Raw genomic sequence first — 22,357 nt, 5'->3', positions numbered from 1 at the left:
GGTCAAAAGCCAGTTGCTGGCATTTTGGGATAACCTAATTTTAGAAAAGGATTCAACAATCAAGCCGCTACTCTTAAGTGAGTGGCGGCTTTCTTGTGTTATAATCAATTCACGTACCTTTAGCTCAATTGGTCAGAGCAGACGGCTCATAACCGTCCGGTCGCAGGTTCGAGTCCTGCATGGTACATAAAAATCGCAAAGTGTTCTTATGCATATAAATCATTTCATAGTGGTATACTTAAGAAAAACTATGAGGTGATAGCCATGTACAAAAATATTCTAATTGTTGCCAACAGCTCAAATTATGCAGCCAGTCCAGTTGACCAAGTTCTTAAGAGTATTAACTTGAAAGGAGCAACTTTATACATTCTGTTCTACAATCCGAATAATTCTGACATAGACATTGAGATGGCAGAAGCTCCAACAGGTTTTACAAATGAAATATATATTCCTTATTCTTATGAATCAACACAAGAATTGGATAAGGAATTCGCAGAACAAATTGATGAATTCATTGCTAAAGTAAATCAACGTGGCTTTACTAACGTTTCAAGTGTAATCACATATACCGAACCAAAACACTCTGTACCTAAATATGCAAATGAACATGATATTGATTTAATAGTTATCGGTGAAAAAGATGAGTTTTTAGTAAAGAGAGATCTAGAGTCTATGACTAAACATATCATAAAACATACAACTAGTAATTTGTTGATTGTTAGGTAAAAAAAGACAGCCGAAACCGGCTGTCTCAAGTCTGCACAAGTTTTCCGCCAAGTGCAGTGTGGCTAGTTGTGCGTAAAATAACAATATTTCAGTATTTTTGAAATGTTTTAGCCACAAATTGATTATAGCACAAAAATAGCCACTCATTTTAACGAGTAGCTAATTCCGCTATCTGTTTGACCACTTAACGGATAACTAGGTAAATGAATATTGACGCAAAAATATTTGCTTTTGTATTTTAACGGAAGCTGTTCAAGTTGGCAAGCCTATGATATAATTTAGTCTCCCAATCGAATAATATTTTTTATTCGCCCTCTGATTGTATCCCTCTCAGGGGGTTACTTTTTTGTACAAAAGTAGCCGCCTAGTTTCCGCTAGACGACTACATGTTACCTACCCTGAAATTAATATATCAAAAAACTTGAATTGTAACAATATTATGGTAAAGTAAAGTTAATCCATTGAGCAAATTCTGCTCTTGACCCTCTAGCTGTTGATGGACAGCTGGAGGGTCTTTTTTAGTTATTAAATATCTATCTTATTGATGGTAAAGGTCGATTAATTGGCTTTTTTATGAATAGAGAGTATAGTAACTACATCATCAATTTTTTATTCGTAAGACTTCTCTGCCTAGCTAGCAGGAAAGTCTCTTTTATTTGTTTTTCATCTCTTCATTCAAAGCGTACTGACGGTCGATAATTAGTGTCTTAAGTTCCTCTAGGTCTTCGTCGGTGGCTTGATTTTTAATAAACGACCGAGAGCGAGAGCGATTACTAAGATACTTAGCTCGTTCTTTATTTTTTTCTTGCCACCGTTTATTGGCTTGTGTTTGACTATTTTCTTTTGTCATTCTTTTTCCTCCTTGAATCGTAAATAACATACAGAGCATCAGCAAAAACCAAGACTGTTCCGTAAATTGGCGGCACTAAATCTTTTATGATTAGAACTACAGAAACCAAATTTAAAACCAGAAACAACAATAAAAATATTTTCTTTTTACTCATAGTATGATAAATTTAAGATGAACAGGGGAGGAAACCTCCCCCGAAAGCTAGTCGTCTTTTTTGTTAAGGAGTTTCTTTAGTAGCGTGGTGGCTGTTAGAATTCCTACAACAATTTCGACTGCTTTTTTTAGTTCATCTAAATTCATCTTTTCACCTCCCTCATTTCTATAATATAATTATACTATGCATAGTATAATTTGTCAACACTTTCCCGCAATAAAAGCCCGAAAAATCGGACTTTAATGAAAAAGTATTATGCAAATGAATATTAATAAAAATATTGATAAAAGAAATAGCATATCAGCGAAACAACCGCTTTGACGTTTCACTATAAACCCAACTCCCTTGTAAACTTATCCACATAATCCACAGCTAACCAGCGTATAACTAATTGGTCGTACTTATTCCGATGACCAATCACGCTCGCTTTATATTTATCATTAGGCAGCATAAGAATCTTTATAGCAATACGAGGATTAGCTACAAGGCAGTTTATCCTTTCGTGTTCGTCAACTAGCGTAAAACGTACCAAAAGCGGCTCCTCTTTGATTAATCTAATCTTCGTCAGCAATCCCGTATACTTGTCCATAGAGTTCACCTCACAGCTATTTTACCAGAAGTGGCGGGGTGGTGAATAGTCACTATACTTTGTGACCATTAGACCAATAATACATATAAAGATTGTGATGCATAAAAACGACGGGAGTCTGGCCTTCATCTTTGGCAACTTGCAGCTGCTCTGTCAGCCACTCTAGAGAATTATCAGTAATCACACCGTTAGTAGTTGGCTGACTGCTGCTGTTGGCTTCGCTGTAAATATTGGTATCCAAGAAAAATAGTCGGTAGGTCTGATTGAGATTAATCGTATAACTTAAAGAATCTGGATCACTGCTGGCAGCCTGCGTAAAGCCATCAGGAAATAAATTCTTAAAGTCATCTGGGGTGATACTAGCAACGACATTTTGCTGGTCGCCGGCAAAACTGCGGGCCCAGCCATCATAAATATCATGATTTCCCGGAATGCAAAGAACTGGAATGTTGGCTTTTTCCAGTGGTGCTAAAATTTCCGCCAATTTTTCAGCGCTGACTTTTTCACCGTTCAAGGTTAAATCACCGGTGATAATAATACCTGTTGGTTTAGCCGTTAAAGCCTGATCAACAAAGGCTGTCAGACTTTCTTCTTGATAGCGCAAATCTTTACCGGCGGCGGTACTTTGGATAAATTGAAAGGCTTCACCGTCATCGTGGAGACTAGGTGCTAAAAAATGCGGATCGGTGATCAACCAAAAATCGGTTTGTTCCTCAGTTGTCAAATAGCTTTGTTTTTCGGTGACCTGAGACCAGCTGATGCCGATAAAAACGACAAGCAGCAACAGGCCTACGCCCACAATACCCCAATATTTTTTCATTCGTTAAACTTCTTTCATTCCTTTATAAAAAGCGGCTGACCGTCTGGAAATTTTCCGGTCTTTGGGCAACTTCATCGACAGAAATATCATGAATAATTTCTGCCAAAGTTATTTTTTTCATTTCGGCTTCGACTGCCGCTTGCAGGTCGTCATATTTTGCTTGTAAAACCTTCTGAATATTTCCGCCAACGATACAAGCTGGATTGGTTTTTTCATCCACTTGAATTAAATTGCTTTCTCCTTCAATGCTGCGATAAATATCAAAGAGGGTAATCTCCTCAGGCTTGCGGGCTAATGTCGGTTTGGCCTTGCCATTTTGAGTGAGAATCAGCTGGCTGTTCCGCAAATAACTCATCAATTTGCGAACGTTGGCGGGATTTGTTTCAATACTTTTGGCAATCATCTCACTGGATAAATCAGTTCCCTGAAACATTTCTATATAAGCTAAGATGTGAATCGCATCTGAAAATCTAACTGAATAACGCATCTAAATTCCTCCGAATTAAATTCTTGACTAATCTTAGCACAAACTGTAAGATAATGCTGTAATTAAAAAAGTTACAGCTGAAAAATAAAAAATTCAAAAAAAATCAGTTGTCAGCAATCAAAAATTTTTGGTTTTCTCTGGAAATTTGCTGACAGAAAAAAAGGAGCGATTTATTATGAATTATTTAGTCACAGGTGCCACCGGCGGTTTTGGAACAGCAGCGTTAAAAAGTTTGCAGGCGTTAGTGCCTCAAGAAAATATTTATGCGTTGGCCCGCAGCGCTGAAAAGGCGGCTGACTTAACAGCGGCCGGCGTTAATGTCCGTCTTGCCGATTACAATCAGCCAGCAGAATTAAAAGCAGCCTTTGCAGGAATTGATCGCTTACTATTTGTTTCCGGAGCGCCGGGCAATCGCCAACAGGAACACCAAAATGTTGTCGACGCTGCCAAGGCGGCGGGAGTTTCTTACATCGCTTATACAAGTTTTGCTGATGCGCAAAATTCAGTCAGTGCATTAGCAGCTGACCATGCCTATACTGAAAAAGCTATTGAAGCAGCTGGTATTCCCCACACTTTTTTGCGAAATAATTGGTATTTGGAAAATGAATTGCCACTAATTGGCGCTGCCTTACAAAGCGGAGAATTTGTTCATGCTGGTGGCGCTGGTAAAACTGGTTGGGCTTTACGGCGGGAATACGCTGAAGTCGGCGCTAAAGCGATTGCCGGCAGCGACTATCCAGAAATTTTAGAGCTTTCTGGCACGCCTGTTACCTATCAAACACTGGTGACTGCTGTAGAAGAAGCAACTGGTAAAACATTAGCCGTTAAGGACGCCAATCAAAAAGATTTCGAGGCGAGCCTCGTAGCAGCCGGGTTACCAGCCCCGGTCGCTGAAATTTTTTACGGCTTCCAAGCAGATATTAAAGCGGGCGTGCTAGATGTTACGTCCGATGATTTTGCCAAAGCCTTAGGCCGACCACTTACTAGCCTAGCAGAAGGCGTCAAGGAATTATTACAATAATTACCAATAACTACTGAAAAGTCTCCCTCAAGGCGGGGCTTTTTTTGTTGGTCTAGGGTATACTTAAAGTTTATTAGCTAGTTTGGAGGATGACAGATGATTTTACGGGAGTATCAACAAAAAGATTTGCCGGCAGTGACGGCGATTTGGAATGAAGTGGTGGCAGATGGCTTGTATTTTCCCCAAGAGAGCGAGCTGTCAGCAGCCCAAGCTGAAATTTTCTTTGCTGAACAGACCCGCACTCAGGTGGCGGAATTGGCGGGGGAAGTGGTTGGCTTTTACATCTTACATCCAAATTCCATCGGCCGGATTGGTCATGTAGGCAATGCATCCTATGGTGTAAAGCGGGATGTCAAAGGCCAAAAAATCGGCGAGCAGCTGGTTCGAGATTCATTGAAGGTCGCCAAAGCGTCTGGTTTTCAGCTGATGCAATTTAATGCGGTTGTCGCTAATAATGCCGGCGCCATTCATCTCTACGAAAAAATCGGCTTTCAAAAAGCGGGTGCTGTGCCGCAGGGTTTTCGGTTACCCTCAGGAGAATTTGAGGATTATTTTATCTATTATTATGTCTTATAGGTAAAAGTCGGTAATGCAGGGTTGCACAAAACTACTGAAATTATGCTTTGGCTTTCAGAGGATATTTAGCTGTGGGATGAGCTTTCTTGATGGCAGTTCTCGCTAGCGACGACTTTCTTGTTTTTTATTGCAGCTGCTTAAGTTTTTTCTGAGCATTCGGTAGTGAATCTTTAGTGGGTTTGTAATGAGTTGGCAATAGTGTTCTAAAATTTGGCTGAAGCAGACACCTTCAGCTTTTTTTATGTTAACAATGATAGTTCTCTCATGATTTTATTAAAGAACTAACCATGAGTTTTCCCGTATTTTTCTGGGAAATTAGTTATCTTTAAAAAAGTGATTTCATTCACAAATCATCAAAAAATTTGACCAGCGCTGTGTTGTTTTCATTTCAGCTAATTTTTGCAAAAAGAAATGGCAAAAGATGGACTTTTCTATTGCGAAAGATTTTTCTATACTGGGGATGTCAAATGATAGCGCTTAAACAAAGGAGCTGAAGGGATGCGGGAGGCAAAAATTGTAATGGCTTTATTAGCCCAAGAATATCTGAAGCCGGATGAACTGGCGGATATTGTCGGCGTGTCGCCTCGGACAATTCGTAATGATCTTCAGCAGCTGGCGGCAACGGAGAATGGTTTTCTCATCGAACGTTCCCGTAAGCTGGGCTATCATTTAGTGATTACCGATCAAGAATTGTTTCAAGAATATCAAAAAAATGCTAACGACTCTTCAATTGACATGCAACAGATGCGTTTAGAATCGCTGCTGATTGTTTTATTAGTCAAAGAGGAATATCAAACAATTCAAGCAATCAGCGAGATTTTTTTAGTCAGCCAAAGCCAAATTAAAAATGATTTGGCCAAGCTCGCCGAATATCTCGATGGTACCGCACTTAAATTAGAGCGCAAAGCCCACTATGGTGTCAGAATCATCGGTGATTTACGCAACCGACTTTTGTTGTTGATGGATCGCTTGCAACGGGAAAATCCTAAGCTGCAGGAGCTATTAGCTGAAGCATTGACAGACTCCAAACGTCAAGCTTTGCAGGCAGCCTTGTTCCAATTGGTTGCCAAGCGGCAATGGGATATTGATTACAGCGACTTTCGTCATTTAGAAGAGGAAATTATGCTGCTGATACTGATTGAAAGTCAAGGGACAGTTGCTAAGTCAGAGGGCTATCTGTTGGCGGAGCTGTTTCAAGCAGCGGGGCTTTCGTTACAACTTTCTGAGGAAGCCTATCAGTATTTTGAGGCCAGCATTTTAGCCAAGACCAAGACTTTGGCTATCCGCAGCAACCGAGAGGAGCTGCAGCTGGAAATTTTAAACTACTTTAAAGAACAGGATCAACAGCAGCAGACCCATTTTGCTGAAGATCAAGAATTTATCCATCTGGTGTATCTGCATGTCGCCTCATTGATTGAGCGCTCAAGGCAGGCGCTGCCTTTGGATAATCCCTATGTCGAAGAAATTAGCAAAAAATATCCGACGATTTTCAATTATGCGGTACTCTTTGCCAAATGGCTAGAGCAGCAATATCAGCTGACGATTTCGTCAGGAGAAATCGGTTATCTGGCGACCCATATGACAGTGCCGTTTCATAAACGGCAGCAGGAGCTGATTGAAAATATTTATCGCATCGCTGTCGTCTGTTCCTCTGGGGGCGGGATGGCTTATCTAGTGGAAATGAAACTGCGGCGGATTTTCCCGCAGGCCAAAATTCAAACCTTTTCAATGTTTGAAGTCCAAAAGATTCAAGATTATTTTCCAGATTTAGTTTTTTCGATTATTGAATTGCAGCTGGAATTAAATTGTCTGGTGATTTTAATCAATGAAGTCCAAAGCGAGCTGGACTATCTGGAGGTCAGTGAAAACCTCGACTTGTTGCAGCAGGAGGAAAATTTTTCGATTGAAGAAAGCTTTTTCGAACTTTTCTCAGCAGAAAATTTTGCGATTTTACCTAAGCAACCTTATCGAAAGATTTTAGCTGAGCTGTCGGAAAATTTAGAGGCAGCTGGCGGCGATTCCGGCTACAGCGCTTCCCTTTTAGAAAGGGAAGATTATCTGTCTACGGTTTATCAAAATGGAATTGCGATTCCCCATCCACTGACCATGCAGGGCAGTCGCAATCAAATTTTTGTCGGCGTATTACCAGAGGGGGCTAGCGAGGCCCAAAATAATCCGCAAATTATTTTTATGGTTTCTCTAGAGGAAAAACAACTGGAGCGGCATCGGATTATTTCTAAAGAGCTCAGTAAGCTGATGAGTAATCCAGCGGCGGTAGCGATTTTAGTTAAGAGTAATAATTTTCAAGAATTTTACTATACATTAAAGAAAGTTTTAGGAAGAAGGAAGTAAGTTGAACAGCAATTTTTTGAAAGCCTTATCAAACGCTGACGGAATTGCCAGCAATGAAAAAGAGGTGCGCCAAGCCATTTTAGCCGAGGTTGGCAAGCTGTCCTATGAAAAGACGACGGACGGGTTGGGCAGTCTGATTTTTACCAAGCGAAGTCAGCAATCTGACAAGAGTATTATGATTTGCGGCCATATGGATGAGGTTGGCTTTATGGTCCGCAGTATCAGCGAGTTAGGCTTGATTCATCTGATGGTGGTCGGCGGCGTGAAGCCTTTGGCCCAACATTTGCAAAAAGTCCGCATCACAACATTTGACGGTCGCAAAATCAGCGCTGTCATCAATGGTGATTTTCAAAATGGTGCCACCGAAAATCTTTACTGTGATTTAGGGGCAACCAGCGCAGAAGAAGTTGCTGCTTTGGGAGTTGAAGTCGGCAATATGGTCTGCTATGCAACAGAATTTGAAGCCTTTGCTGTTAAAAATATTTATGCCGGCAAAGCCTTTGATGATCGGCTCGCCTGCTTTGTGATGGCGGAGCTGATGAAGGAGCTGGCAGAAGTTGAATTACCGCTGACTGTCCATTTTGCTAATACCTCCAGTGAAGAGGTCGGCATTCGTGGAGCCAAGACAGCCGTTAAAAAAATCAATCCAGATATCGTCTTTGTGATTGATGTTGCCACCTTTAGTACACAATTTGTCCGCAATCATACTAATCAGCGGCAAATCGGTGCCGGTCCGATTTTAACTCATTTTGACCGGACCTTAGCACCAAATTTAGAAATGCTGCAATATGTTAAAGAAACAGCTAAAAAGGCCGAGCTACCGCTACAACTGGATATGTTTAACGCCGGCGGTACGGACGGCGGCGAAGCCCATAAAGTCAATGAAGGCAAGCCAACTGTCGTCACTATTTTGCCAGTTCGCTATGGACACTGCGCTTATTCGATTGTTAACGGTCAAGATGTTGACCAGATGATTGCTTTGTATAAACAATTGCTACTTGATTTTAATGAAGAAACTTATCGCCGCATGGTGAATTTTATTTAGGAGAGTAAAAGATGACAACAGAAGAACTAAACATTGTGAAATTGATTTCTATTTCCGGAGACAGCAAGGCCAAAGCCTTTGAAGCATTGAAATGTGTGAAGACCAAAGAATTTGACCGGGCGCGGGAATTAATCAAAGAATCCCGCTCGCTGGATTTAGAAGCCCACAATATTCAAACGGAATTAATTTCAAAAGAGCTGAATGAAGACGAGGAATCATCAGAGATTGGCCTTTTGATGGTCCATGCCCAAGATCACTATATGACCAGTCAATTGGCGAGAGATTTAATCGAAACACTAATCACGGTATTTGAATAAAAAATTATACTAAACCAATTAAGGAGAGAATGTATCATGAGAATTTTACTATGCTGTGCCGGAGGCTTTTCTACTAATATGTTAATGCAAAATATGCGCAAGGTTGTCCAACAAAGCGCAAAATTAAAGGATGAGGATTTTGATTTTACAGCGATTCCTGCAGATTCAATTGAAGATCAAATTGACGGCTGGGATTTAGTTTTAGTCGGACCACAAATCACTCATAAAGTTGATTTTATCAAATCGGTTTTAGAACCAAGAAATATTCCCTTTGCAGTGATTGATAAAGATGTTTATGGTCAAATGGATGGCGCTACCGTGATGAAACTAGCGTTAGTTACTTATAAAAAACATCAGATGGCGAATCAAAAAGCTGTTTAATTTCACATAAGGAGAGGGAAAAACTATGTTCGCAAAATTTGAAGCCTTTATGAATCGTTTCTTTGTCCCCCTAGCCCATAAAGTTGATAACCAGCCCCATCTCAGCGCAATTAAAGCTGGGATGGTGGCGATGACGCCTTTTACTATCCTAGGCAGTTTCTTCGCCATTTTACCAGCACTGCCGAATATGCTGGGAGAAGGCAATGCCTTTAGTCAATTTATCTTAAACAATGCGGAATTATTTAATTTGCCAGTGTCATTATCGACAGGCTTGATTGGTCTGTATGCCTGTATGGCGATTGCTTATAATTTAGCCAATCATTACAAGCTATATATTCCAGGTGCCATTACCTTATCAACCTTTGCTTTCTTGTTTATGGTCGCAACTTTTACTGAAGATGGCGCTCTAGATATGACCAACTTAGGGGCAAAGGGTCTCTTTACCGCCATGTTTGTTTCTTTAATCACGGTTGAATTGTATCACTTCTGTCAAAAGAAAAATTTAACCATCAGAATGCCCGAAGGTGTGCCGGACTTTGTTTCCCGCTCCTTTGAATTGATACCGGTTACTTTAATTGTCGGGGGCACCTTTATTTTAGGTCGCTTTATCTTTATGAATACAGTTGGGGAATTACCACCAACCATCTTAACGCGTTTCTTAGCACCATTAGTTGGTTCAATGGATAATCCGTGGTCAGTCTTGGCCTTGAACTTCTGTATCTGTTTGATTTTCTTCTTTGGGATTCACTCCTCAGTGTTCAGTCCGATTACGCGGCCAATTATGGTGGCTTTTATTGCGGAAAATATTGCCGCTTTCCAAGCTGGCGAACCAATTCCGCATTTCTACACAGCGGGAGCTTCCAGTGCCTTCTTCGGCTTTACCGGTTGTGGGATTTCCATTGGCTGTGTGATTGCCTGCATGTTGTCTAAGAGCAAGCACTATCGTCAAATCGGGAAAGTTTCCTTGTTCCCAGCATTGTTTGGGATTAACGAACCGATTTTATTCGGGGCACCGATTATTTTAAATCCCATCATGTTTATCCCTCACGTTTTTGGTGGGGCGATTATCGGAACGTTACCAATGTTCTTAATGCACTGGGGCTGGCTCAGCAAACCAATTTTTGACCCGCCGTATGTAGGTGTTTTCTTGGAAGGTTTCTTAACCAATGGCGACTGGCGCTCCATCGTGGCTAACGGCTTGCAACTAGTGTTGACAGTTGCCTTGTATCTACCATTCTTCAAGATTATGGAACGCAATGAATTGAAAAATGAACACAAGAAACAAGAAGAAAAGAAAATCTTCGACGAAAAAGATAGTGATATCTTGGATGGTCTTGACTTAGACTTCTAATTTCGCCAAGTGAAATGGAGTAGCAGGATGAGAATTGAAAAATTACAGGCTTTGCTAACAGCAGCCGACTGCGATGCCATCATCATAAAAAATAAAGAAAATAAGCTGTATTTCGGCTCATTAGGAGGCAGTGGCATCTATCTAGTTGTCACGCCTTCTTCGCAAATTCAATTTTATGATGGTCGCTATCGCCAAGAAATTAAAGAAAAAACAGCAGGCTTTGAAAATATTGAGGTCCCGCAAGGCAGCTATCTGCCAAAAATTTTTGAATATTTAAAGGCACATCAGCTGACCAACTTAGCCATTGAAGCAAATGGCTTATCACTGAAGGAATACATTGCTCTGACCAAAGAATTTACCGTGGCGTTATGGCAGGAGCAGATTATGAATCTGCGGGCCATCAAAAGTGCTGAAGAAATTGCCAAAATTCAAGCAGCCTGTCAATTAACCGATGAAGTCTTTCAAGAAATTTTGCCGCAGATTCATGCGGGAATGCCGGAAAATGAATTAGGAGCACTGGTGCAATATCTGTCGTTGAAAAAAGGTGCCAGTGGGATGGCCTTTGATCCGATTATTGCCAGCGGTCCCCGTAGCACCATGCCTCATGGTCGGCCAACTTTAAGAAAGTTTATCGCCGGTGATTTGATTACCATTGATTTTGGCGTTATCTTAGATAATTACCAATCGGATATGACGAGAACTGTTGCGTTAGGCCAGCCCTCTGAAAAATTGACGGAAATTTATCACGTCGTTAAAAAAGCTCAACAGGCAGCAGCTGATTCTATTCAAGCCGGTGTCACCGGCCATGATGTCGATGAGGTGGCCCGCAGAGTGATTACTGAGGCAGGATATGGGGAGTATTTTAGTCATGGTCTCGGTCACGGCATTGGCATGGGTGGCGATTTGCCTATTTTAAATCCCGCTAGTCAAACGATTTTACAAGAAAATATGGTGATGAGCTGTGAGCCAGGGATTTATTTACCAGAAATCGGCGGCGTCAGAATTGAAGATGATGTCGTGATTCAAGATGGTCGCGGCCTGCCATTGAATAAAACAACTAAAGAATTGTTGATTGTAGGTGAGTAGATGTACGATTTTGATAAAGTAATTGATCGCAAAGCCGGTAATGCCCGCAAGTGGAGCAACACCGTTTTAAAAGAAAAATTCGGCCTTGATGAAGAAGCCATTCCGATGGATTTAGCGGATATTGATTTTGAAGTAGCGCCGGCTATTCAACAGGCGATTCAGCAGCGGGCCAGTGTCGGCGATTATAGTTATACCTATATCCCCGACGAATTTTATGAAGCCGTGATTGACTGGAATCAACGGCGTTATCAAACAACAATTGAAAAAGATTGGATTAAGCTGACCTTTGGCACAGTTTCAACCTTGCAGTATATTGTGCAGGCTTATACGGAAACCGGTGACGGCGTTTTAATCAATACACCGGCCTATGATCCTTTTGCCGAGGCCGTTGTTCACAATCAGCGGGAATTATTTTGTAGTCCGCTAATCAATCGTAACAATCGCTATTACTTAGATTTTGAAAATATGGAAAGCTTGATGGCAACTGGTCAAATCAAAGTCTTTATCTTCTGCAGTCCGCAAAATCCTTCTGGCAGAATTTGGACCAAAGACGAGCTGTGTCAAGTGGCTGAGCTATGTCTAAAGTATCAGGTGCTCCTAGTTTGTGATGAAATTCATCGGGATATTGTCTTTAAAGATCAGGTCTTTACCTCCATCTGGAATGCTTGCCCCGAAATTAAAGAGCAGAGCATTTTATGCGTGTCGCCGAATAAAGGCTTTAACCTCGGCGGCCTGAAGACTTCCTACGTGGTGATTCCCAACCAGGCGGTCAGAGAAATTTTATTGGAACAATTAAAACGCAATTCCATCACGTCACCCCATGTGTTTGCAGTGCCTGCTATAATTGCTGCCTACAACGAAAGCGAAGCCTGGCTGGATGAGATGATCGACTACGTTGCCGAAAATCTGCAAGTCGTCTATCAATTTTTTGAAAAAATTCCTGAGGCTACCGTTATGCCAGCCGATTCTTCTTTTTTAGCTTGGATTGATGTTCACAATTGGTTTGCTAATGAGGCAGAGATGACCGCCTTTTTCACAGAGGCCAATTTGACAATGGTGGTGGGCAGCTATTTCGTTCAAGACGGGGAGGGCTTTGTTCGTTTAAGTATTGGCATGCCTAGAAAATTATTGTTAGAAGCACTGGAACGGATCGAGACAGTTTATAAGCGACAAAAAAATTGAAAGTAGTCGTCAATAACTAAATAAAAATCGGTTGACCCAATTAAGTGTAGCCTCAAAAATTTTTTGAGATGACGCTAAAATGGGCAATCGATTTTTTTCTTATTAATAAGCGAAATAAATTTTCTAATTTAACAGACTGCCAAGTATCTTTTGTCTTAGCTTTTTTCTTGCTATACTTAAGAAAAACCTGTTCTGAGGAGGGAAGCGGCGATGAATATCAAGCAGCTGAGCTATTTTGTCCAAATTTATCAGCGGAAAAATCTGACCTTAGCTAGTCAAGATTTATTTATTAGCCAACAGGGTCTCAGTCGCAGTCTGCAGGAGTTGGAAAGTGAGTTAGGGCTATTACTATTTTCCCGAGAGCATCACCAAATGATTGCAACGGAAGCCGGCGATTTTTTATACCGACGGGCGCTGCCGCTATTAGCAGAATTTCGACAGCTGGAAACAGATATCAAGGCTAATTTTTCTGGTAGCAGCCAATTAAAAATTGCGGTGGCACCAGGCATTTTGCGCTCTCTTTCGATTGCCGATTTGCTCAGCTTTCAAACCGCTGTCCCGACCATTCAGCTGGAGATTCAGCACGCTAGCGATTTATCCTGCGAAGAAAAAGTTCGCACAGGTGCAGTTGACTTGGCGCTATCCGTCAACTCTGAAAAAATTTCCGGCTTAGCAAAAACCAAATTGACGGCAGAAAATTATTTTATTTTGATGGGGCAGGACCATCCCTGTGCTCAGCTAGCTGATTTGAGTTTGGCTGATTTAAAAGAATGCAACTTTGTTAGCTTTGATGAGAGTTATCGCATGCAGAAGAATTTTCTGACCATGTGTCAGGCGGCGGGCTTTACGCCTAAAATTATCTTCACCTCAAATGAAACAACCACCTTAGCGAAGTTTGCGATTGCCAGCGGAAGTCTTTTCTTAGGAGTGGCCCATATTGTGGCTGAAATAAAATTACCGCAGCTAGTCGCTCGACCATTAATCACCGAAGAAAAATGGGAAATCGTAGCGTTGCGTAAAACAGCACAACCAGCAAAGCCACAAATTTCCCAATTCATAGAATTTCTATTGCAAAAATTTTAAAGCTCAACTGCTAGATTGAAGGCAGTGTGGTTGGCGGCATGGATGTCGCCAACTTTTTTGCTGTCGCCGATTTGATAAGAGCGGGGAACTAGCGGTGCTAAGCTATCAAAAACAGTTTGGTTACTTTTCATCCCCAAAGCGATGACAATGTCGTCCGCCGGTAAAACTCGCTGTTGCCAATTGCGGTCAATTACTTCAACGCCAGCTCCTGTAAAGCGTTGGATTTTTTTTTGGTCTAAAATTTGCACATTGTATTCCTTCAGCAAGTCCCATAAGTGATTGCGGACAATGAAAAATAAGCTGCTAAACATATCTTCTTTAGCTATCATATCGACTATAGTGACATCTTTTCCCTGCATGGCCAGCGCCAATGCTGATTCTGCGCCACTTAAGCCGCCGCCGCAAACAACAATTTTTTTACCGACTGCAACTTTTTGGCTGTCAACATCACTGACCAGATGAACATTTTTTCCATCAGTCCCTTCAATTGGCGGCACAACGGGTTTTGCTCCAACGCCGACTAGCAAGATATCTGGTTTCTCTGCAGCAATCACTGCTTCATCAACAGCTTGACCTAATTCAATGCGGGCGCCACTACGATAAGTTTCGGCCACATCCCATTTCAAATAGCGACGCAAATCTCCTTTAAAGGGCAGGCAACTAGCTTCATGAAGTGTGCCGCCTAATTCATTTTCTTTTTCGTAAAGGACTACTTCGTGGCCTCTTTGCCGAGCAGTTTGGGCCGCCATCATACCGGCAACCCCGCCACCGACAATCAGGACTTTTTTCGGCTGCGGTGATAAGGGAATTTCTTGATAACGGGTTTCCCGTCCGACGACAGGATTGACACTGCAACGAATTTGGCGACCAAAAAAGATTTCGCCACAGCCCTTCATACAGCGAATACAAGGGCGAATTGTTTCGGCTTCTCCATAGAGGCCCTTGGTGCCGACGTGACCATCCGCTAAATTTTGGCGGGCCATACCGACAATATCGACTTGTTGAGCGGCTAAAATTTCTTCGGCGTTATCTAAGGAAACAATTGAGCCGACTGTTGCCACTGGGATTGTGACGGTTGCTTTAACCTTTGCTGCATTTTCGACATTGACATAATAATCACTGTAAGGCGTCGGGAAACAATATTTTTGGTAGCGGCTGTCCACCACCATGCCGCCGGAGATATGAATCAAGTCGAGATATTTTTCAGCTGCCTTGGCAAATTCAATGACTTCCTCAATTTTCAATCCACCGGGAGCGTGTTCATCTCCAGAAATACGATATTCAAGTGCCAATTGCTTGCCGCAGCGTTCTCTGACTGCCGCTAGGACTTCTAAAGGAAACCGCATGCGATTTTCCAAACTGCCGCCGTATTGGTCGGTCCGTTTATTGACTAACGGTGATAAAAACGAACCGATGAGATTGCCGTGAGCTCCGTGAATCATCACCATGTCAAAGCCGGCCTTTTGGCAGCGCTCAGCACAATCAGCAAACTCACTAACGACAAAATCAATATCCTCTTGCGTCATGACTTTCAAATCACGGGCTTTATCGGGCAGCGGAAAATTGGAGGCGGCAAAAGGTTTGGTTTTTAAAAGCGAAGTATCAGCGGCCCGGCCAGCGTGATTCAATTCAACAGAAAGTTTACAGTCATAGCGATGCACCTCTTCGGCTAATAATGCTAGCCCGGGAATGTCACTATCATCGGTGACTGACAACGCACCTTGAAAATCCTCGCCGTTTAATTTATCAACGGCGGTGGCACCAATCGTTACCAAGCCGACTCCACTACGAGCTTGCATTCCCAAAAAAGCAACTAGCTCAGGTGTAACTCGACCTTCAGGTGTCGCATGACAGGAAACCATTGGTGTAAATTGTAGTCGATTTTTTAACGTCAAGGGACCAACTTTTAAGGATTGGTAAATATGCGGATAAGACTGTTTCATAAAAAAACTTCCCTTCTAAGTGATAAGTAATTATTACATGTTAAAATTATCACAAGAAGTGTTGCAGTGGCTAACAGTTGTTTTTCTCTTCACTACAAGTTTTTGTTGTGATAAAAACTTTGCGGCATTCAGCTGAGATAATAAAAAAATAGACAAACAGCTGAGAATTGCAGCCGTTCATCTATTTTTTATTGCTTAACCAGCATTGCGAATGCGGCTAATGATGGTTTCTTTGGTCACCAGCCGAGTGGTGGCAATGGTCAAACAAAGCTGGACTAATAAGATAATTGTCACCAGCAATATCACTTGCGTGAAAGGGTAGTGATAGACGGTAATTTGCAAAATAGCGTTGGCTTTGGCATATAAGAAAAAGCCATAGCCTGCTAGGCTGCCAACAGTTAGCGAAATAAAAATAATTCCACCGGCATAAAAAAGACCTTCTCCTTGGAGCAGACGGCGCATTTGACGATTTGACATGCCAAGTGCTTGCATAACGCCAAGCTCTTTTTTGCGACTCAAGATACTATCAATGGTTGTATTGATTAAATTCATGATGCCGACAATCGCCAAGACCACCATAATGCCGTAAGCACCGCCACCGATTAAAACATTAGTAGCCTGCCGTTCCTTTAAGAACTGGTCATAGGAATCTACTGCTAGATGTTCATGACTGGCAACGAAAGCCTCCAGCTGTTCAGTGACAGAGGCTTTTTTTTCTGGTGCCGCTTCGATATCCAGATAATAAGTCAGGTTATAGGGACTGAGGGCGGCAAGACTTTGATTGCTCATCAAAAAGTTGCTGTTAACATCATAGGCATTGGGGACCTCTGCCAAAGCTGCGACGGTCAACGTCTTAGAAATAGTTTCCTCACCAGAAAGAAAATCAAATTGATACTGCTGACCGACAGTTATCTCAGGGACGTTTCGAATGACATATCCTGTCGCAATAATTTTATCTCCCTTTAAAAATTCCTCATAAGTAATTGAGCCTGCAGAAATGTATTTGGCAATCTGTTGAAACTGGGCTTCATCAAAACCACTGATAAAGCCGCCAAATGGCAAATCGTCATAGTGATCAAGGACTGTTGGCATGGTAAACTTCATCGCTTGATGAGGCGTAACCGAAACGACACCATCAAGTGATTCAAGAGTAGTGATGGCCTCTGAGGTGAGGGGGTTGTTTTGCTGGATAGCAGACCATTCCTGTTCTGGATGCATTTTATCCCCTGAGACAGATTGAATCGTGAGGCGAAAATCTTCGGCAATTTCATTGCGTGCTATTTGGGTTGGCTCCATACAACTAATGACAGTTGAAACGATGACAAAGAGAATGCCGATCAAACTTAAAGAAAAAATTGTCATCAAGGTTCGTTTTCTGTTGCGCATCAAATTGGCCTCGGTCAATCGGCGCAAGTTTAAATGGAGAAATCCTTTGCGATTTTTTTTCCGATTGCCGCTTTCACCGCTGTAGCGCATGGCTTCTACCGGCATAATCTTGCTGGCATAGCGCATGGGTTTTAATGATGACAGGACTACCGTAATCAGGCTGATTGCAATCGTTAATAAGAGAATCCAAGGGATAAACAAGCGAACCTTCCCCTGTAAAATGGCTTCCCGCATAACAGGTAGGAGAACTGTTTCAAAGGAAATATTGCTCAGCATTTTTTGGAAGATAAATTTTACACTGATGAGACTGATGAAAACTCCGATGGGAATCGCTAGCGCCGCCACAAATAAATTTTCTAAAAGCACAGTACGGCGAACTTGTTTTTTCGTCGCTCCCAAGGCTCTTAGCTTGCCAAACTCTTGGACTTTATTGATTAAAGAAACATAATAGATGCTGTAAATTGTCAGTGCACCGGCAATTAAAATAATTACAATGATAGCAGCGACACCAGTCAAAAAGCTTGGGTCAACGTAGTTGGCAAAGAGGTAATCACTATTTACCACGATGTCACTTTCATTTATACCAAAATTATTGCCGATAGTTTCGATTGCCTCTTCAAGCTCGTCGGTTGACGCACTGTCAGCTGAGTTTAAGCGCACTAGCAGGCGATAAGCCCTTTGATTGCTAGGCACTATTTCCTCCATAAAATCCTGCGCCACCAGCATCGAAAAAAGCTGGCCGGAACTTTGCGTATCGCTTGTTCCGTCAGGTAAAATCCCGACTAATTGAAATTCTCCAGTCTGGGCATAGCCGAGGCCGTCTTTTTCGTAAGGCTGATAGTCAAAAGAAATAGTTTCCCCCAAGGTTGCATCTGGATAACCTAAGTCAGCTAAAGCGGCTTTAGAGGTTGCGATTTCTTGGCGACTCTCTGGTGCATGCCCTTCAAGAAAAGTTGTTTTGGATAAGCTTAGCACTTCGGTGTCAAAAAATGTCATTAAAATCTGGTTGGCACCTAAATCCACTTCAGCAACATCTTGCCGCAGTCCGTAGGTTTCAATTTGATCATGTAAAACCAACTGGTCTTTGGTGGTTTCAGAAACATTGCGGTACATAGCATGAAAAGTGGGATATAGCTCATTGACAGCATATTTTTGAACATTAAGGGCACCGATTCCAATACTTAAAACCAAATAAACGAGCACAGTCGTTAAAATGATGGCAATACCTGATAAAATATTTTTTCCCCGATGAAATTTTGTATTGGACCAGGCCAGATTGAAAATCGTCTTCATTTAAACCACCCGCCCGTCTTCAATGTGGACGATGCTGTCAGCCATTTGAGCAATTGATTCATCGTGGGTAATCAAAAGCAATGTCTGACCAAATTTATCAACTGAATTTTTCAGTAAGGACATGACCTCTAATTCAGTTTTTGTATCTAGGTTTCCCGTCGGTTCATCTGCTAAAATAATTGCCGGTTCCGCAGCGATAGCCCGAGCAATGGCTACCCGTTGTTGTTGCCCACCAGATAGTTCACTGGGGAGTGAGTGTTTACGATCCTGCAAGCCAATCGTCTCTAAAATACCTTCAACTAAATTTACATTTACTTTTCGATTATCTAAACCAATCGGTAAGACAATATTTTCCCAGACATTTAAAGAAGGAATCAGATTATAACTCTGAAAAATAAAACCGATTTTTTGCCGGCGAAAAGCTGCCAGCTGGTCATCCTTCAGCTGGAAAATATTTTCCCCGCTGATGATAACCTCGCCGGAATCGGGGCGATCTAGGCCACCCATTAAGTTTAGCAGGGTGCTTTTTCCTGAACCGGATTTCCCAACAATTGCAACAAATTCCCCTTTGTTTACCACCAAGTTCACATGGTCAACCGCCTTGACAATCTCTTTACCGTCGTCATAGTGCTTCACTAAATCATTAATTTCTAAAATCATTTCGATTCCCTCCCGTTTCTTTTTAGTATAGAAGGGGAAACTTGCAATTCACTTTCAAAAAGAGTAACAAATTTGTAAGAAAACTAGCGGCTCAACGGCAGCGTTAGTTGAAAATTACTTCCTTCGGGAATGCGGGGCAACATTTTCACAACGCCCCCTTGCTCTTCAATAATTTTGCGGGTTAAATAAAGACCAACTCCAGAACCTTCGAGGCTGGAGGTTTCTGCTTCTGTCCCGCGATAGAAGCGTTGATAAATCAGATTGACTTCGCCCTTAGGAATACCGGGACCTTCATCGAGAATTTCAATGAGGGCATAGGTTACTAAAGCACTTAGACGAACAAGAATCACAGAATGAAGTGGGGAATACTTGATGGCATTTTCCAACACATTGCCGATAGCTTCACGGGTCCATTTGCGGTCGACAAAAACGACGGCGTCCGCTGTCTGTTCTAATTCAATGTCAATTTCCTGTTGAAGCGCCTTCATAATCAGGCCGTTGATGACTTCCTCAACAATTTTCTTCAGAGAATAAGCTTGTGGCTTTAAGCAAATCAGCTCAGCTTCTAATTGCGATATTTTAACTAGGCCATCCAACATTAAATCTAGTTTATTAATTTGAACTTCCGTCTGCTTCGCAAAGCTTTCTCGTTCAGCCTTAGAATAATTTTCGGAAAGAGCAATCTCCATGCTTAAACGCAGAGAGGCAACAGGCGTTTTTAACTGATGGGCAATGTCGGTAATACTCTCTTTTACCTGATTTCCCTCATTAGATTGGCGCTGTAACTGGAGCGTTGTTCGTTCCAGCTGTTCCTGTTGATGAGCGAGCTCTTCCGTCATTTTTTGAAAAATCTTTTTAGCGTATCGTTGTCGCCACAGTAAAATTGTTGCCATCAAAAGAAAGCTTAAGCCAACAATAACTAGATTGACGATTTGATAGTTTTGCATAATATGTTGCTGAGGGGTCAACGCATCAGTCAAGCCGTATTTCGCACTTAAATTTTGCCCAGTTGCGCGTGTTTCTTCTGCAAAGTCAGTAGTAATCAGCTGGATAATCTCAGCTTCTGAAAATTCGCCAGTGGCAGCCAGCTGGCCAATTAAAATGTCCCGCTCGTTAGTAATTGCAGTCTGCATTCGTTGCGAGTTCAACCACAGCAGTCCCCCGCAGATAATCATCAGCAAAAAAATTAGGATTAGTGTTTTTGAACGTCGTTGACCCATAAATAGCCCACTCCTCGAATAGTTTTCACCCGGTCTTTGCCGATTTTTTGCCGTAACCGGCTGATATTAACGGAAATTGTATTGCCGTCAATATAGTCGCCCTTTGTATCCCAGATGCGTGCTAATAGCTGTTCTTGAGAGAGAATCTGTTTGGGATTTTCCATAAAGGTTATCAACAGCTGTAGCTCTGTCTTACTTAGTGGCAAAGGGTCACCATCAAAAGAAACTTTCATCTCTGATAAATTCAGCTTTAAGCCATCTGAAATCAATAGTCGTGCTTGCTTATCCGGCAGGCGGTTCATTAATGCCCGGACTTTAGAAATCAAGACCATCAAGCTAAAGGGCTTGGTCATGTAATCATCTGCGCCATATTCATAACCAGTGACGATATCATATTCTTCTTTATAGGAAGTCAGCATAAGGATCAGAACGTTGGACTGCCGGCGCACATCACGGCAAAAATCTAGTCCGCTGCCGTCAGGTAAAGAAATATCACTGATGATTAAAGAAAAATTTTCTGTAGTAAAGGCAGCTTTTGCCGCCGCAATGGTCAGACAGGGGATGACGGAAAAGCCTTCTTTACTCAAAGACAACTGAATTCCCTTGCTTAAATTTGAGTCATCTTCTAGAAGTAATATTTTTTCCATGCGGGCCTCCTTCAATGCAGTATTCTTACCATTATTGTACAAAAAGTTTTTAGCAAGAACCAGTAGTGCACAAAAAAATAGCCTTCTGTTTCCAAATATACTGGAACAGAAGGCTAAAAAACTTATTTATATAAAGTAGCAGTGATACAAATTAATACTGTAAAAAAAATTTTCAATCAATATGATTGGAATCCTTCAGCTGTAAAACTCCTATCACCGCTACAAATCAAAAAAATCGGGGGATTTTTGATTTATAGGTAAGACAACAGAAATGGCAATAACTGTGTATGATTTTTAGAAATATGCGAATTAAAAATTATTTGCTAGCTTCTGAAACTTCTGTGTAAAGGTCAGCCCGTTTACCAGAGGTTGCTAATGTAGAAAGAGCAGCAGAGGCAGTGTGGTCAAAGCTAGTTTCTTTCATATCAGTTACTTCCCAAACACCAGAAGAGAATGGTGTTTCGTAGTCGCCAGTTGAAGTATTTTCAATGGTGATTACATACATATCATTTTCCATTGTCACAGTTGCTTTCAAATAGTTATCAGAAGTACCATACATTAAATCGCCATCGTTAGCTGTTACTGCTGTTGAAGTTGTTGCATCAGGAGCGGCGAACAAAGCGATTTGGTCAGTGATATCTACTGTGTCAGCGTCATCAAACATAGAAGAGCTCAAGGCAATGCCATCTTCAGATTCAGGGGCAAAGTACCAACCTTTTTCACCAGAGGCTGCGTGCATGAAGGCAAAGTGTAAGTATTCTTCGCTGCTAGATACGGGCACTTCAAAAGTTACTGTATCACCAGGTAAAGTAATTTCTGTTGCAGAACCATCTGAACTTGTATCGCTACCGATAATTTCGCCAGCAGTTGCGCTAGTTGCAGTTGCTTCACTAGAAGAGCTTGTGCTCATGGAAGAACTCATAGAAGTCGATTCACTTGTGCTGCTTGAGCTGGAAGAAGTTGTGCTTGATCCACAAGCTGCTAATAAAACTGTTAAGGCTGCAAGGCTAACCCCGCTAATAATTGCTTTTTTAAACATAATGTAACATCTCCTAAGATTTTTGTTTTTGACTCGTTGCCTAGTCTATTCCTCAGGAGATTTATCGTCAATTTATTGAACTGTTAGTTATATTTTGAATTTTATCCCAATACCGGAATCAGTGATTTCATTTTTATATTATGAAAAAT

21 protein-coding genes and 1 tRNA gene are annotated in these 22,357 nt (G+C 41.7%); 12 read left to right on the top strand and 10 right to left on the bottom strand.

From position 1 onward, the window contains the following. Positions 1 to 113: 113 nt before the first annotated feature. Positions 114 to 187 (top strand) — tRNA-Ile (locus ORH16_RS04575). A 77-nt stretch (positions 188 to 264) separates the two neighbouring features. Then, positions 265 to 726 (top strand): universal stress protein, encoded by a 462-nt coding sequence (locus tag ORH16_RS04570; RefSeq protein ID WP_265456625.1) that lies wholly within the window; start codon positions 265 to 267, stop codon positions 724 to 726. A 652-nt stretch (positions 727 to 1,378) separates the two neighbouring features. On the opposite strand, the gene ORH16_RS04565 is transcribed toward ORH16_RS04570, so the two are convergent. The 4 genes from ORH16_RS04565 to ORH16_RS04550 all read right to left on the bottom strand — a co-directional run bounded on the left by ORH16_RS04565 (position 1,379) and on the right by ORH16_RS04550 (position 3,626). Continuing rightward, positions 1,379 to 1,576 carry a hypothetical protein gene (locus ORH16_RS04565; protein WP_265456624.1) on the bottom strand — a complete coding sequence of 66 codons (198 nt, stop codon included), beginning with the start codon at positions 1,574 to 1,576 and terminating at the stop codon, positions 1,379 to 1,381. Positions 1,577 to 2,058: 482 nt separating this feature from the next. After that, complete coding sequence (locus ORH16_RS04560) at positions 2,059 to 2,319, bottom strand: hypothetical protein (RefSeq protein ID WP_265456622.1); 261 nt, start codon at positions 2,317 to 2,319, stop codon at positions 2,059 to 2,061. Positions 2,320 to 2,371: 52 nt separating this feature from the next. Continuing rightward, positions 2,372 to 3,139, bottom strand: coding sequence for a metallophosphoesterase family protein (locus ORH16_RS04555; RefSeq protein WP_265456620.1), 768 nt, complete (start codon positions 3,137 to 3,139; stop codon positions 2,372 to 2,374). A gap of 22 nt (positions 3,140 to 3,161) precedes the next feature. Next, positions 3,162 to 3,626: an Rrf2 family transcriptional regulator gene (locus tag ORH16_RS04550; protein WP_265456618.1), complete on the bottom strand. Its 465-nt coding sequence runs from the start codon at positions 3,624 to 3,626 to the stop codon at positions 3,162 to 3,164. A gap of 175 nt (positions 3,627 to 3,801) precedes the next feature. Between ORH16_RS04550 and ORH16_RS04545 the strand changes: the two genes are divergently transcribed. The 10 genes from ORH16_RS04545 (at position 3,802) to ORH16_RS04500 (ending at position 14,020) form a co-directional block, all read left to right on the top strand. After that, on the top strand, positions 3,802 to 4,647 hold the full coding sequence (locus ORH16_RS04545) for an SDR family oxidoreductase (RefSeq protein ID WP_265456616.1): 846 nt from the start codon (positions 3,802 to 3,804) through the stop codon (positions 4,645 to 4,647). 96 nt (positions 4,648 to 4,743) lie between these two features. Further along, the gene (locus tag ORH16_RS04540) at positions 4,744 to 5,223 is read left to right on the top strand and encodes a GNAT family N-acetyltransferase (protein WP_265456614.1); all 480 of its coding nucleotides are present in this window, start codon (positions 4,744 to 4,746) and stop codon (positions 5,221 to 5,223) included. A gap of 498 nt (positions 5,224 to 5,721) precedes the next feature. Further along, on the top strand, positions 5,722 to 7,575 hold the full coding sequence (locus tag ORH16_RS04535; protein WP_265456612.1) for a BglG family transcription antiterminator: 1,854 nt from the start codon (positions 5,722 to 5,724) through the stop codon (positions 7,573 to 7,575). Position 7,576: 1 nt separating this feature from the next. Beyond that, entirely contained in the window at positions 7,577 to 8,620 is a 1,044-nt protein-coding gene (gene ypdE / locus ORH16_RS04530; protein WP_265456611.1) for an aminopeptidase, read from the top strand. A gap of 11 nt (positions 8,621 to 8,631) precedes the next feature. Further along, positions 8,632 to 8,937, top strand: a complete 306-nt coding sequence (locus ORH16_RS04525; protein WP_265456609.1) for a PTS lactose/cellobiose transporter subunit IIA — start codon at positions 8,632 to 8,634, stop codon at positions 8,935 to 8,937. A 36-nt stretch (positions 8,938 to 8,973) separates the two neighbouring features. Beyond that, positions 8,974 to 9,318 carry a PTS sugar transporter subunit IIB gene (locus ORH16_RS04520; RefSeq protein ID WP_265456607.1) on the top strand — a complete coding sequence of 115 codons (345 nt, stop codon included), beginning with the start codon at positions 8,974 to 8,976 and terminating at the stop codon, positions 9,316 to 9,318. A 25-nt stretch (positions 9,319 to 9,343) separates the two neighbouring features. Next, on the top strand, positions 9,344 to 10,669 hold the full coding sequence (locus ORH16_RS04515; protein ID WP_265456606.1) for a PTS sugar transporter subunit IIC: 1,326 nt from the start codon (positions 9,344 to 9,346) through the stop codon (positions 10,667 to 10,669). Positions 10,670 to 10,696: 27 nt separating this feature from the next. Beyond that, on the top strand, positions 10,697 to 11,755 hold the full coding sequence (locus ORH16_RS04510; RefSeq protein ID WP_265456604.1) for a M24 family metallopeptidase: 1,059 nt from the start codon (positions 10,697 to 10,699) through the stop codon (positions 11,753 to 11,755). Next, positions 11,756 to 12,937, top strand: a complete 1,182-nt coding sequence (locus ORH16_RS04505) for a MalY/PatB family protein (protein ID WP_265456602.1) — start codon at positions 11,756 to 11,758, stop codon at positions 12,935 to 12,937. Between the two features lie 210 nt (positions 12,938 to 13,147). Next, positions 13,148 to 14,020: a LysR family transcriptional regulator gene (locus tag ORH16_RS04500; protein WP_265456600.1), complete on the top strand. Its 873-nt coding sequence runs from the start codon at positions 13,148 to 13,150 to the stop codon at positions 14,018 to 14,020. Here the strand turns inward: ORH16_RS04500 and ORH16_RS04495 are convergent. The 6 genes from ORH16_RS04495 to ORH16_RS04470 form a co-directional block, all read right to left on the bottom strand. Continuing rightward, a complete protein-coding gene (locus tag ORH16_RS04495) occupies positions 14,017 to 15,963 on the bottom strand; it encodes an FAD-dependent oxidoreductase (RefSeq protein ID WP_265456598.1) in 1,947 nt (648 codons plus the stop codon). The two genes, ORH16_RS04500 and ORH16_RS04495, sit on opposite strands and share 4 nt — an antisense overlap. A gap of 195 nt (positions 15,964 to 16,158) precedes the next feature. Then, positions 16,159 to 18,642: an ABC transporter permease gene (locus tag ORH16_RS04490; protein ID WP_265456597.1), complete on the bottom strand. Its 2,484-nt coding sequence runs from the start codon at positions 18,640 to 18,642 to the stop codon at positions 16,159 to 16,161. Continuing rightward, on the bottom strand, positions 18,643 to 19,302 hold the full coding sequence (locus tag ORH16_RS04485; protein WP_265456595.1) for an ABC transporter ATP-binding protein: 660 nt from the start codon (positions 19,300 to 19,302) through the stop codon (positions 18,643 to 18,645). Positions 19,303 to 19,385: 83 nt separating this feature from the next. Then, positions 19,386 to 20,522 carry a sensor histidine kinase gene (locus ORH16_RS04480; protein ID WP_265456593.1) on the bottom strand — a complete coding sequence of 379 codons (1,137 nt, stop codon included), beginning with the start codon at positions 20,520 to 20,522 and terminating at the stop codon, positions 19,386 to 19,388. Beyond that, on the bottom strand, positions 20,495 to 21,169 hold the full coding sequence (locus tag ORH16_RS04475) for a response regulator transcription factor (RefSeq protein WP_265456591.1): 675 nt from the start codon (positions 21,167 to 21,169) through the stop codon (positions 20,495 to 20,497). The genes ORH16_RS04480 and ORH16_RS04475 overlap by 28 nt, the downstream gene beginning before the upstream one ends. A gap of 316 nt (positions 21,170 to 21,485) precedes the next feature. Next, complete coding sequence (locus ORH16_RS04470) at positions 21,486 to 22,208, bottom strand: hypothetical protein (RefSeq protein WP_265456589.1); 723 nt, start codon at positions 22,206 to 22,208, stop codon at positions 21,486 to 21,488. Between the last annotated feature and the right edge of the window lie 149 nt (positions 22,209 to 22,357).

It is taken from the genome of Enterococcus sp. HY326, assembly GCF_026157065.1.
Classification (GTDB): domain Bacteria; phylum Bacillota; class Bacilli; order Lactobacillales; family Enterococcaceae; genus HY326.
The sequence above is the reverse complement of the archived record's forward strand: the minus strand, read 5'-3'. Positions and strand labels throughout refer to the sequence as shown.

Bases quoted from the DNA above. Each gene is read 5' to 3' on its own strand.
- ORH16_RS04475 (WP_265456591.1), bottom strand. From the start codon at position 21,169: ATGGAAAAAATATTACTTCTAGAAGATGACTCAAATTTAAGCAAGGGA.
- ORH16_RS04495 (WP_265456598.1), bottom strand. From the start codon at position 15,963: ATGAAACAGTCTTATCCGCATATTTACCAATCCTTAAAAGTTGGTCCC.
- ORH16_RS04470 (WP_265456589.1), bottom strand. From the start codon at position 22,208: ATGTTTAAAAAAGCAATTATTAGCGGGGTTAGCCTTGCAGCCTTAACA.
- ORH16_RS04545 (WP_265456616.1), top strand. From the start codon at position 3,802: ATGAATTATTTAGTCACAGGTGCCACCGGCGGTTTTGGAACAGCAGCG.
- ORH16_RS04485 (WP_265456595.1), bottom strand. From the start codon at position 19,302: ATGATTTTAGAAATTAATGATTTAGTGAAGCACTATGACGACGGTAAA.
- ORH16_RS04540 (WP_265456614.1), top strand. From the start codon at position 4,744: ATGATTTTACGGGAGTATCAACAAAAAGATTTGCCGGCAGTGACGGCG.
- ORH16_RS04505 (WP_265456602.1), top strand. From the start codon at position 11,756: ATGTACGATTTTGATAAAGTAATTGATCGCAAAGCCGGTAATGCCCGC.
- ORH16_RS04510 (WP_265456604.1), top strand. From the start codon at position 10,697: ATGAGAATTGAAAAATTACAGGCTTTGCTAACAGCAGCCGACTGCGAT.
- ORH16_RS04535 (WP_265456612.1), top strand. From the start codon at position 5,722: ATGCGGGAGGCAAAAATTGTAATGGCTTTATTAGCCCAAGAATATCTG.
- ORH16_RS04500 (WP_265456600.1), top strand. From the start codon at position 13,148: ATGAATATCAAGCAGCTGAGCTATTTTGTCCAAATTTATCAGCGGAAA.
- ORH16_RS04520 (WP_265456607.1), top strand. From the start codon at position 8,974: ATGAGAATTTTACTATGCTGTGCCGGAGGCTTTTCTACTAATATGTTA.
- ORH16_RS04550 (WP_265456618.1), bottom strand. From the start codon at position 3,626: ATGCGTTATTCAGTTAGATTTTCAGATGCGATTCACATCTTAGCTTAT.
- ORH16_RS04490 (WP_265456597.1), bottom strand. From the start codon at position 18,642: ATGAAGACGATTTTCAATCTGGCCTGGTCCAATACAAAATTTCATCGG.
- ORH16_RS04560 (WP_265456622.1), bottom strand. From the start codon at position 2,319: ATGGACAAGTATACGGGATTGCTGACGAAGATTAGATTAATCAAAGAG.
- ORH16_RS04525 (WP_265456609.1), top strand. From the start codon at position 8,632: ATGACAACAGAAGAACTAAACATTGTGAAATTGATTTCTATTTCCGGA.
- ORH16_RS04515 (WP_265456606.1), top strand. From the start codon at position 9,344: ATGTTCGCAAAATTTGAAGCCTTTATGAATCGTTTCTTTGTCCCCCTA.
- ORH16_RS04570 (WP_265456625.1), top strand. From the start codon at position 265: ATGTACAAAAATATTCTAATTGTTGCCAACAGCTCAAATTATGCAGCC.
- ORH16_RS04565 (WP_265456624.1), bottom strand. From the start codon at position 1,576: ATGACAAAAGAAAATAGTCAAACACAAGCCAATAAACGGTGGCAAGAA.
- ORH16_RS04480 (WP_265456593.1), bottom strand. From the start codon at position 20,522: ATGGGTCAACGACGTTCAAAAACACTAATCCTAATTTTTTTGCTGATG.
- ORH16_RS04555 (WP_265456620.1), bottom strand. From the start codon at position 3,139: ATGAAAAAATATTGGGGTATTGTGGGCGTAGGCCTGTTGCTGCTTGTC.